This is a genomic window from Halalkalibaculum sp. DA3122, from assembly GCF_043951865.1.
Classification (GTDB): Bacteria; Bacteroidota; Rhodothermia; order Balneolales; family Balneolaceae; genus JAMQKA01.
Map to the genome: position 1 here is coordinate 1 of NZ_JBINJF010000055.1, position 9866 is coordinate 9866.

The window sequence follows — 9866 nt, forward strand, 5'->3', positions numbered from 1 at the left end:
TGTGAGAATTAACATCCCTAAGATATTGAATATCAAGCGTTTGCATGGCCTTTCTTAGTTTAAAATTGTTAAAATCCTAACCCCTAAACGCGTTAATTATAAAAGGCATATAAGTCATCAGACACGCGCTTCTATATGTCTAAGTGCCTTCCGTCCTATCTATCACCCAGTATAACGAGCATCAAAACTCTGACTGAAATATTTGCGATTATTTGATGAGTACGAGTTGGCACTCAATCAGCTGTAGTCCATCCAAATGTAATTCCACGCACAGAATTTCAGGGGATTTCACAAAAATATTTCGAGCGTATAAACAATTTTGTTGTCCCCCTGTTGTCCCCCTGTTGTCCCCAGCCAATTCAGATGTGAAAAATAGGTCGGATTTCGACCAAATAAATAAGCCCTTAACTCATTGCGAGTCAAGGGCTTAGGGTTTTGCGATCCGGACGAGATTCGAACTCGCGACCTCCTGCGTGACAGGCAGGCGTTCTAACCAGCTGAACTACCGGACCGTATGATAATTACTAAATTAATTTCAAAAGGCTATATGTAATCATTACTCCTGCCGTTTTGAGAGCTTCAAATATAACGTTCTTATCGGTCCTATGTCAAGATAAAATTCAAATAAAATATATTCGAAAAGAAAGAAAATTCAGTTATAATGAGGGTAAAGATAGAAAGCGCCATGATGAATCTAACGCCATCATTTACTGAAGTTTCTCACAACGTAGAAGTTGAGGTCCGACCGCTCTATCTTGAAGACAAATCGAATCCTGTAGAGCGTAAACACGTCTTTGTCTATTTTATTACAATCCGGAACCGGGGAGAAGGGAGCCTGCAGCTTTTAAAAAGACACTGGCTGATACAAGATTCTATTGGCCAAACATACGAGGTCGACGGCGACGGGGTGGTTGGCAAGAGACCGATTATTGAGCCGGGAACATCGTTTGAGTATAACAGTTCGTGCGTACTCAAATCATACAGCGGGGTGATGGAGGGGTATTACGTTATGGAACATGAGGAGTACGGAACCATCAAAGTGAATATCCCGAGATTTGCGCTTCGTGCGCACCGCTTAAACTAGTAGCATTTTTCGGCGCGGGACTGCGAGACTGGGAAATGATTTTATAAAAAAGGAGGGCCGCAAGTATCAGTTGCGGCCCTCTGTCGGGATGGTGATGGGATGTTAGGGATAGATTCTTATATCTTTAACGCTTCATCAAGTGCATTTATTATAGTGTCGCTTTGCGGTTTTACATCACTTCGAAAGCGGTGCAGTAACTTTCCATCTTTACCAATCAAAAACTTTTCAAAATTCCATTTGATCTCGCCAGTAAAATCAGGGTTATCTTGACTGGTTAAATAATCAAATAGTGGATTAATATCGTTCCCTTTTACTGAGATCTTGGAAAACATCGGGAACGTAACTCCGTAATTTGCCTTACAAAACTTTTTTATCTGGTCATCCGTTCCAGGTTCCTGTCCTCCAAAATTATTCGCAGGGAAACCCAAAACTACAACTCCTTTGTCTTTATATTTCTCATAAAGAGCTTGCAACCCTTCGTACTGAGGAGTATATCCGCATTCGGAAGCGGTATTAACAATTAAAAGAACATTACCTTCAAACTGTTTTAGGGGGATCTTTTCTCCTTCAATATTATTAAGTTCAAAATCGTGTACGGAATCTGTTGTTTTATCCGTTCCTGAAAAACTCACTAACGAAACAATCAATAAAATTAAAAGAGACTTCATAAGTTTGACCCCTTTTGTTCAACGCTGAAAGTATAAGGTTTAAATGTGAATATTACATGAAGAGTTCCCAATGAAATATAATTTCCGCGAAAATCGTAAGTATTCCGTTCTTTTATTATTTATATCACTGTTGATGCCCCTGTCTATTACTGAAGAAGCGCGTGCCCAGATGTTTTCCGTAGAGGAGAATGAACCGGTGCGGGAGCGTTCATTAATACCGCCAAATGCCGTTTACCTGGGGTTGGAGCCGGTTGAGTTCACCTACCGGGGAGATGTCTCGAATGCCAATAGCGGAGCCTACGCCTTTGACGGCCCGCTATTGCGAATGCGATTTGAGACCTACGGGTTCGAAGCGTATATAGGGGTAGGAGGTCGGTTGACCGGCATCGATGACATAGGGTATTTTGATGCCGGGGCCAAAGCTGTGCGAGGATTGCGCCTCGTCCGCCAACCAGGCTTTCAGTTTCAGATTCCACTGCAGATAAAATCAAGTATTAATACGGTGACCAACAACCAGGGTGTGGCCGGCGATGCACAGTTCCGGCAGGGAACCCTGGAATTCGGCGCGGGTGCGCAGGTGAATGCCCGACTGGGACAACAGGTTCGAATCTCCGCTGCGGCGATTCCAAATTACGGGTTCTCTTTTGCAACAGGCGGTATCTTCGGGGGACAAATTTATGAGCTGGAAACTAAGAGTCGGCTTTACGTAGACCGGGTATTCGGCGATGTGGGAATCACGGCCGGCTGGGATTACGGATTTAAGCGGTTTGATGTTGAAGAAAATGAGTTCGATTACAATCTTCGGTCATACAGTTTCATTATTGGAATAACGTTTTAAGTTGATAGCATGAAATCGGAAAAGCTACTTCTTGAGCTAGAGCAACTTGTGGAACAGGCCGGGTATGAAATACGCAAAGAGCGGGGTACATTTCGCGGCGACCACTGTATTGTGGAGGGTGAGAAGCTTGTTGTCATCAACAGGAATCGCCCGGTTGAGTTGCAGGTGGGTATTCTGGCGCGTGTACTTCAAAAGCTGAACATGCAGGATACCTACATAAAACCGGTTGTCCGGAAACACCTGGAGGAGCTTTGGGATCGGTTCAACCGGTTTGGGGAAAAAGAAATGGATGAACTCGACTTTGACCAGGAATAATGAAATTTACTTTTCTAGGTACCGGAACATCTATGGGCGTCCCCACAGCCGGGGGTTTTGGCAGTGAACGTTTAAAGGGGGATCCGCGTGATGAACGCTGGCGCTGCTCGGCCTGGATCGAGACAGAGCAATCTTCGATTGTGATCGATACGGGGCCGGAATTTCGCCTGCAGACCCTGCGGGCGGGTATTACCCGGGTGGATGCTGTCCTGATTACCCATGAGCATATGGATCATATCTCCGGACTAGATGATCTGCGCCCTTTTTGCTATAAACAAAAGCAGACCATACCGGTTTATACCTCCCAAACCTGTAAAGAATCGATCAAACGAAGGTTTGAATATATGTTCGGACCGGACCGGTACCCGGGGGCTACCTCGGTTGAACTGAATGTGATTGAAGACTCGTTCCAGTTTCAGGATCTGAGAATCACCCCGTTGCCTGCCAACCACGGCAAGGTGGATGTGCTGGGTTTCAGGGTGGGGAATATATCCTACCTTACCGATGTAAAGGAGATTCCTGAATCTACCGAGAAGTTGATCAAAGGTTCAGAAGTGATGGTGCTGAGCGGACTTCGCTGGAAACCGGAGCACCCTACGCATATGACCATTCCCGAGGCCGTAGAGAAGGCTACGAAACTGGAAATTCCCCGTACCTATCTGATCCACATGAACTCCAGGGTCAATCACAAACAGAGCAATGAGCGCCTGCCGGAGCATGTACGCCTGGCATACGATCAGCTAATATTGGAAGTGGATTAGTCTGGAGTTCATGTGGATCAGATAGGTACGGGCACCGCGTTGCCACCGCTTCAATGGTAGTGTTAAACCTGCGGTGTGAGTCCGGAACGGGTGCCTACAGAAAGGATTTTGTTTCTTCAGACTCCTCTAGTGCAGTCACAATTTTTTTGACTCCCTGTGCCTTGTCCAGATTACAGATCAGGATAGCCTTGTCGGTCTCCACAATCGCCAGGTTTTCAACGCCCACCAATGCAATCATTTTGTCGCTTTGCGTTTGGACCAGGTTATTGGAAGCCTGTTCAGTCTTCAGGTGCTGTGTTTGTACGACGTTGCCATGTTCATCTTTGTCGCGTAATTCGTAGAGAGCGGTCCAGCTGCCCACATCGTTCCAGCCGAATTTTCCGGGTACCACAAATACGGATTTAGCGTGCTCCATAATCCCGTAGTCGATAGATACGGAGGGGCAGTGTTCATAAAAAAGGCGGAGCGTGTCGGGGGAGTTGGGATCTGCAGTGGCGAGCTTTTTCAACTGGGTATAAATCTCAGGCTGAAAAGCCTGGAATTGTTCTATGATCGTCGTGGCTTTCCATACAAACATACCGCTGTTCCAAAGATAGTTGCCTGCACTGATAAACTCCCGGGCCTTTTGTTTGTTGGGTTTTTCAGTGAACTTATTGACTTTGCGAACATCATGACCGTTGACGGTTTCTCCGCTGTCACTGTCAAACTCAATATATCCATAGCCTGTTTCTGCCCGTTCCGGCTGAATGCCGATGGTTACCAGGCAGTCCTCTTCTGCCTTGGCAGCGGCTGCTTCAAGGATGGAGATGAAGCGTTGTTCCTGCCTGATGTAGTGATCGGCGGGTAACACCACCATGGTAGCGTCGGGGTCGCGCTGCCGCAGCAATCCCGCGGCAAAAGCTACGCAGGGCGCCGTATTCTTGGCCACCGGTTCGCCCACGATATTTTCTCCGGGAAGATCGGGCAGCTGCTGCTCTACCAGTCCTATGTATCGGTCGTTGGTAATGACCAGGATCTGTTCAACGGGGATCCGCTTCCTGATGCGGTCGGCGGTCATCTGCAGCATTGTTTTGTCGCCGAACAGGTTGAGAAATTGTTTGGGTGTTTCCCGGGTGCTTTTTGGCCAGAATCGGGTACCGGAACCCCCGGCCATAATGACGGCATGTAACATGTTAAGAAGTTGAATATTGGGTTTTAGCATCCGCGCAGGGCGGAAAAGTTGATTGAGTTGAAGGTAGGGAATTGACACGGAATAATGAAGCAGACAATGGAGTGATGAAGCAGTAAATAAAAAGGTCCTGCTTTTACACAGGACCTTTGAGGGTTTGGGATGGGATGGTAGGTTGAGAACTTAGTTTTGTTTTTTGGGCTGTACCACATTTTCCACTACATGAACCACCCCATTTGAGGCTTCAACATCTCCCTCCTTAACCGGTGCGCCGGTATTGGGTTCTACTTCATCAGATCCAAGGGTTCCCCTGAACAGATGGGTTATGACCACATTTTGCAGCTGATCGGGATTTTCTTTCAACTGGTCAGTGTCAATACCCGATTTTTCAAAAGCTTCATCGGTTGGGGCGATAACGGTAAAAGGCCCTTCCTGGGTGAGCAACTCCGGTAACTGTGTTTCTGCCAGTAACTCGGAAAACGTACTAAGCTCATTATTGGAGTTTACCACCTCCATAACCGTATCGTCCTGGGCCTGTACATTATTTATGCCGATACCGATAGCTAATGTAAATACGAGAAGTCCGGTAGAGAGTATATTAAATACTTTTTTCATAACTTTTTCCTATATTTGGTTAGTCTTGGATGACAGTAAATGGCTGCCGGTTTATTGTTCAAACCGCTCTCTTCCCTTATTGTTGCTGCCTTTTAAAGCTTCTTACATTACTTAACACCGCCCCCTTGTCTTTTTATCTTTTTAACAATGTTTGTCTTTATACGGCCATTTTATGGCCGATTGCTGAGCGGCATTTTACACTACGATCCCTTTTCAATACATGAATGTGATATGAGTTGAGTCGACAGAAGTTGACTTCCTGAGTGCCAGGAACGGACAAGCTGGTAGGACGTGCTAAAATCAACTGTTACACCGAAACTTGGGTGCGCTCCACTTTGGTCAGGGTAAAGCTGAAGGTCGACCCGACGTTGGGTGTGCTGTCGATGAAAAACCGCTCTCCGTGGGCTTCCATGATATGCTTGACGATCGCCAGCCCCAGTCCCGTGCCCCCCTTTTCGCGCGAGCGCGATTTATCTACCCGGAAAAAGCGTTCGGTCACCCGGTCAATATATTTCTGATCGATACCGATGCCTGTATCCTGTACAAACACCTCCACTTTCTCATCGTTCTTGGGATATGGCTTGATGCCGACGGTAACCCGCCCACCCGGCTTGTTATACTTGATGGCGTTTTCGATCAGGTTGATAAGCACCTGTTTGATCTGGTTGCGGTCGGCGCTCACCAGCAGATTTTTGTCGAAGTCCTGCACCGAGATCGATACATTTTCTTTCCTGGCCTTGTATTGCAGGCTTTCGGTCACATCCATAACGACTTCACGAAGGTGAAGATCCTGTACATCGGACTTCAATTCGCCCGTCTCAAGCTTGGAAATTTCCATCAGGTCCTTGGTCAGGAATATCAGGCGGTTGACGTTGCGCATCGCCTTTTTCAGGAACTGCCGGTTGACATCGGTATCGTCGATAGCCCCGTTGAGCAGCGTTTCGATGAATCCCTGGATCGCAAAGATCGGCGTTTTCAGCTCATGGGAGATATCCCCGATAAACTCCTTGCGGTAATTCTCAATCCGGTTCAACCGCTGGATTTCCCGCTCCACGGTTTTACTGGCACGAATCGACTGCTTGATCAGGTAGTCGAGCTCATCTCGCCCGTCGGTGGTCAGGTTTTCGTAATCCTCAAACCGCTTTCGGGCTATATTGCGGGCGATGTAGTTCAGGGTTTCCAGCCGGTCAGATTCGGCCCTTGATACGACAAAATAGATAACCACGGTGGAAAGCAATACCAGGAGGCCAGCACTCACGCCCGCAAAATACCATCCCTCCTGCAGGTAAAACCGGTTCAACAACAGCACAGATGCCCCTATCAGCAGGGCAGAACGTATGGCGATTCTAAATGCCAGCCGGGAGCTCCGGCTGAAGGGTTGTTTCCTCATTCTTTAAAGCGATATCCTACGCCTTTTACCGTTTCGATATATTCGTCTCCCAATTTTTCCCGGATTTTACGCACATGTACATCCACAGTGCGATCCACAACATATATATTGTCGCCCCATACGTGGTTGAGCAGCGTTTGCCGGTCCATGACCTTCCCTTTGCGGCTGGCCAGGAAGTACAGCAGCTCAAACTCTTTTCGCGGCAGGTGGAACTCCTCCTCCCCGCGGGTGACGATGTAGCGATCCTTGTCGATGGTAATATCGTGTACATCCAGTCGGTTGACCGGCTCTTCGGTTTCTTCAAACCGCCGGAGAACCGCCTTGATCCGGGAAATAAGTTTTGTCGTGCTGATCGGCTTGGTGATATAGTCATCGCCGCCTTTGTCGAGCCCCTCTACTTCCGTCTTTTCGTCGCCCCGGGCGGTCAGAAAAATGATGGGGATACGTTTCAGATCTTCGTCATTCCGCATCACCTCTACCACTTCCAGCCCGTCCATCTTGGGCATCATGATATCGAGGAGTACGAGGCTGGGCCTGTGCTCGCGGGCCACTTCGATGCCCTCTTCACCATCTTCTGCTTTCAGGACGTCAAAGCCCTCTTTTTTCAGGTTGTATTCGATAAGATCCAGCAGATCCTGCTCGTCATCGACTATGAGAATGGTTTGCTTGTCAGCCACGATGTCAAAATTATCTATTTGGGATTAAACCTTGCAAGATACGAAAATATCCTGTCGGATTTACGCTCCAATAGTACAAACGAGCCTGTTCAATTTAAAATGAGGGGTGTTAAGTTATTGTTATCTATTCGCCAGGGAATGAAATAATGACTTCAGCTCTTACTTGTTGAGCATGCTGAGCGCCTTTTTGACCAGTTGCTGGAGATCATCAGGCGACCCATTATGCCGGGCGGCGGCCATCACCGCTTTTTCCGCTTCTCCCTTGCGGAAACCGAGGGACTCCAATGCCGATACAGCCTCTTTTTTGAGGCTTCCAGGCAATGATTCCGATCCATCCGACACGTTTTGCGGTACGCCCATCGATAGATCCGCAATTTTGTCTTTTAATTCCAGGATCATCCGTTCGGCCGTCTTTTTGCCGATTCCCGTAATCTGTTTCAGTGCATCTTTGTCGGATTGCGCCAGCGCCGCTGTAATCTGCGTGGCGGGCAGCCCGGAGAGTATCGTGAGCCCGAGCTTTGGTCCCACCCCTTTTACGGTGATCAACAGTTCGAAAAGCTCTTTTTCTTCGGGCGTGGCAAAACCGAACAGTCGCTGATCGTTGTCGGTAATGTGATGGTAGACAAGCAGCTTGACTTCAGTGCCCTTTTTAGGGAGTTGTTCCAGTGTCTGCGTTGATATTTCCACTTCATATCCCACCCCGTTGACATCGATGATGGCAAATTCCTGTTGCTTGGTCTCCAAATTTCCTTTTAAATATGCAATCATGTAATCAGTCTTTTACGCGATCGGGATTCTGCTGAACAAAGTCGGCCCAGCTCGACTTACTGCTGTTTTGGTGCTTTTTTTTCTTGCCCCCGGGGATACGGCCTCCGATACTGTTCCTCTTCATCAGGTGGCACCACGCCACCGCCAGTGCATCCGTGGCATCATTGGATAACTTGTCTTTGGGCAGCTGTACAGTCTTGTTTAACATAAACGCAACCTGCTGCTTGCTGGCGTTGCCATTCCCGGTGATCGATTTTTTTACCTCCTTGGGATAGTATTCGGTGATGGGAATACCCTGGTTGGCTCCCGCCAGCATTATGGCGGCCTGGGCCCGCCCCAGCTTAAGCATGGCCAGGGGATCCACTCCATATACCGGCGTCTCCACCGCCAGCGAGGTGGGGTTAAACGACTTGATCAGTTTCGAAACCCGGTCATAGATAACCTTTAGTCGTTCGGAATGCTCCTCAATATCGGCCAGACGAATGGTGTCGCAGCGCAATGCCTTGAGAGAGCCGCTTTCTTCCGTTAGAATGGCATAGCCGGTATTCCGGGAGCCGGGATCGATCCCTAAAATGATATCAGGCATAAAAGTTCGGTGTAATATAAAAGCAGTTGTTATCCTTGTTCAATATAACAGAATGCACCGACCCAAACATAACGCAATAGCGAGGGCATCCTAAAAAGCCGCGAAAGCTTTTTTCCCTTTGGGTTTCTTAATCAGCTTTCCAAAGACGCGACATGTCGCGCCTCAACGAGCCCCATGCCAGCTTTGGCTGGAGCGGTTGCCCCATTCACCGCCTATATTTTTACGTTCTTTTTGGATCAATCCAAAAGGAACACCTGTATTATAGGAATAGGCTTCTTTTGCTTTTGGAGTTTTATTCCCTTCTTTCCCATTCATTTTTTGTGCGGACAAAATGAAGACTTTATTGCTTGGAGATAGCCTTCCATTTCTGATGGTATCTTCAACAACTTTCTTAGGTGTTTCTTTTTTGAACGAGCAAAAAAGAAACGAAAAAACTCGCCGCCTGAGAATTTTTTGTGGCGTTTCCTGCGCCGCCGCTAAAACCATTGAACTCGATCCGCTGAAAAACGCGGATCTCAGACAGCAATGGTTTCTTTACGCTCTGGCTCCGGGCACTTGATTCCACAAAAAATTCTATAGGGCGGTGGGGAATGCTGAATTAAAAATTTGGAATGGAGAATGGATCTTGGTGGGCAGCAGAAAATGGCAGCCCTGCTTCCGGCCTTGGTAAAGTTGACCGCCCGGAAGGGTGCGGAGGGGAGCGTGAAGAAAAAATCTGTGATTTTTTTAGCGGAACGACGCCCCCTTCAGGTCAAGTTTACCTCAGCCGGCGATTTTTTTCGTTCATTTTTTCATCGGTGAAAAAATGAACACCCCCGAATTTGTAGTAGGCAGCTCCAACGGTGTTTACCGGACAACAGTCATTAAAAATCAGGAATGAAGAATGGAGAATGGGTCTTGGTGGGCAGTGAATAATTGTAGATCTGCCTTCCCAGCCTTGAATGGGGCGCGAAAGCCAAAGAAAAATCCAGTACAGACGCGACATGTCGCGTCTCA

General features: G+C 47.6%; 13 protein-coding genes and 1 tRNA gene. 5 read left to right on the top strand and 9 right to left on the bottom strand.

Annotated elements, in window-relative coordinates; genetic code table 11:
* Positions 1-438 precede the first annotated feature (438 nt).
* Positions 439-512 (bottom strand) — tRNA-Asp (locus ACG2F4_RS18590).
* A gap of 149 nt (positions 513-661) precedes the next feature.
* On the opposite strand from ACG2F4_RS18590, the gene apaG reads away from it, so the two are divergent.
* Positions 662-1084 (top strand): Co2+/Mg2+ efflux protein ApaG, encoded by a 423-nt coding sequence (gene apaG / locus ACG2F4_RS18595; protein WP_395262450.1) that lies wholly within the window; start codon positions 662-664, stop codon positions 1082-1084.
* 116 nt (positions 1085-1200) lie between these two features.
* Here apaG and ACG2F4_RS18600 read toward each other — a convergent pair whose 3' ends face one another.
* Complete coding sequence (locus ACG2F4_RS18600; protein ID WP_395262451.1) at positions 1201-1752, bottom strand: glutathione peroxidase; 552 nt, start codon at positions 1750-1752, stop codon at positions 1201-1203.
* 70 nt (positions 1753-1822) lie between these two features.
* On the opposite strand from ACG2F4_RS18600, the gene ACG2F4_RS18605 reads away from it, so the two are divergent.
* From ACG2F4_RS18605 to ACG2F4_RS18615, 3 genes are read left to right on the top strand one after another with little or no spacing between them, the layout of a single operon-like run.
* Complete coding sequence (locus ACG2F4_RS18605) at positions 1823-2590, top strand: hypothetical protein (RefSeq protein WP_395262452.1); 768 nt, start codon at positions 1823-1825, stop codon at positions 2588-2590.
* A 9-nt stretch (positions 2591-2599) separates the two neighbouring features.
* Complete coding sequence (locus ACG2F4_RS18610) at positions 2600-2905, top strand: hypothetical protein (RefSeq protein WP_395262453.1); 306 nt, start codon at positions 2600-2602, stop codon at positions 2903-2905.
* A 32-nt stretch (positions 2906-2937) separates the two neighbouring features.
* Positions 2938-3666: an MBL fold metallo-hydrolase gene (locus ACG2F4_RS18615; protein WP_395262454.1), complete on the top strand. Its 729-nt coding sequence runs from the start codon at positions 2938-2940 to the stop codon at positions 3664-3666.
* 94 nt (positions 3667-3760) lie between these two features.
* On the opposite strand, the gene ACG2F4_RS18620 is transcribed toward ACG2F4_RS18615, so the two are convergent.
* The 7 genes from ACG2F4_RS18620 to ACG2F4_RS18650 all read right to left on the bottom strand — a co-directional run bounded on the left by ACG2F4_RS18620 (position 3761) and on the right by ACG2F4_RS18650 (position 9356).
* Entirely contained in the window at positions 3761-4867 is a 1107-nt protein-coding gene (locus tag ACG2F4_RS18620; protein ID WP_395262455.1) for a mannose-1-phosphate guanylyltransferase, read from the bottom strand.
* Between the two features lie 150 nt (positions 4868-5017).
* Complete coding sequence (locus ACG2F4_RS18625) at positions 5018-5449, bottom strand: fasciclin domain-containing protein (protein ID WP_395262456.1); 432 nt, start codon at positions 5447-5449, stop codon at positions 5018-5020.
* Positions 5450-5756: 307 nt separating this feature from the next.
* Positions 5757-6839, bottom strand: coding sequence for a sensor histidine kinase (locus ACG2F4_RS18630; RefSeq protein WP_395262457.1), 1083 nt, complete (start codon positions 6837-6839; stop codon positions 5757-5759).
* Positions 6836-7519 (bottom strand): response regulator transcription factor, encoded by a 684-nt coding sequence (locus ACG2F4_RS18635; RefSeq protein WP_395262462.1) that lies wholly within the window; start codon positions 7517-7519, stop codon positions 6836-6838. The genes ACG2F4_RS18630 and ACG2F4_RS18635 overlap by 4 nt, the downstream gene beginning before the upstream one ends.
* Positions 7520-7675: 156 nt before the next feature.
* Entirely contained in the window at positions 7676-8284 is a 609-nt protein-coding gene (ruvA, locus tag ACG2F4_RS18640; RefSeq protein WP_395262458.1) for a Holliday junction branch migration protein RuvA, read from the bottom strand.
* Positions 8285-8288: 4 nt separating this feature from the next.
* Entirely contained in the window at positions 8289-8870 is a 582-nt protein-coding gene (ruvC, locus tag ACG2F4_RS18645) for a crossover junction endodeoxyribonuclease RuvC (RefSeq protein WP_395262459.1), read from the bottom strand.
* Positions 8871-9032: 162 nt separating this feature from the next.
* Positions 9033-9356 carry a hypothetical protein gene (locus ACG2F4_RS18650; RefSeq protein WP_395262460.1) on the bottom strand — a complete coding sequence of 108 codons (324 nt, stop codon included), beginning with the start codon at positions 9354-9356 and terminating at the stop codon, positions 9033-9035.
* 125 nt (positions 9357-9481) lie between these two features.
* Between ACG2F4_RS18650 and ACG2F4_RS18655 the strand changes: the two genes are divergently transcribed.
* The gene (locus ACG2F4_RS18655; RefSeq protein WP_395262461.1) at positions 9482-9679 is read left to right on the top strand and encodes a hypothetical protein; all 198 of its coding nucleotides are present in this window, start codon (positions 9482-9484) and stop codon (positions 9677-9679) included.
* The last annotated feature ends 187 nt before the right edge of the window (positions 9680-9866 follow it).

Bases quoted from the DNA above. Each gene is read 5' to 3' on its own strand.
- apaG (WP_395262450.1), top strand. From the start codon at position 662: ATGAGGGTAAAGATAGAAAGCGCCATGATGAATCTAACGCCATCATTT.
- ACG2F4_RS18600 (WP_395262451.1), bottom strand. From the start codon at position 1,752: ATGAAGTCTCTTTTAATTTTATTGATTGTTTCGTTAGTGAGTTTTTCA.
- ACG2F4_RS18605 (WP_395262452.1), top strand. From the start codon at position 1,823: ATGAAATATAATTTCCGCGAAAATCGTAAGTATTCCGTTCTTTTATTA.
- ACG2F4_RS18610 (WP_395262453.1), top strand. From the start codon at position 2,600: ATGAAATCGGAAAAGCTACTTCTTGAGCTAGAGCAACTTGTGGAACAG.
- ACG2F4_RS18615 (WP_395262454.1), top strand. From the start codon at position 2,938: ATGGGCGTCCCCACAGCCGGGGGTTTTGGCAGTGAACGTTTAAAGGGG.
- ACG2F4_RS18620 (WP_395262455.1), bottom strand. From the start codon at position 4,867: ATGCTAAAACCCAATATTCAACTTCTTAACATGTTACATGCCGTCATT.
- ACG2F4_RS18625 (WP_395262456.1), bottom strand. From the start codon at position 5,449: ATGAAAAAAGTATTTAATATACTCTCTACCGGACTTCTCGTATTTACA.
- ACG2F4_RS18630 (WP_395262457.1), bottom strand. From the start codon at position 6,839: ATGAGGAAACAACCCTTCAGCCGGAGCTCCCGGCTGGCATTTAGAATC.
- ruvA (WP_395262458.1), bottom strand. From the start codon at position 8,284: ATGATTGCATATTTAAAAGGAAATTTGGAGACCAAGCAACAGGAATTT.
- ruvC (WP_395262459.1), bottom strand. From the start codon at position 8,870: ATGCCTGATATCATTTTAGGGATCGATCCCGGCTCCCGGAATACCGGC.
- ACG2F4_RS18650 (WP_395262460.1), bottom strand. From the start codon at position 9,356: ATGGTTTTAGCGGCGGCGCAGGAAACGCCACAAAAAATTCTCAGGCGG.
- ACG2F4_RS18655 (WP_395262461.1), top strand. From the start codon at position 9,482: ATGGAGAATGGATCTTGGTGGGCAGCAGAAAATGGCAGCCCTGCTTCC.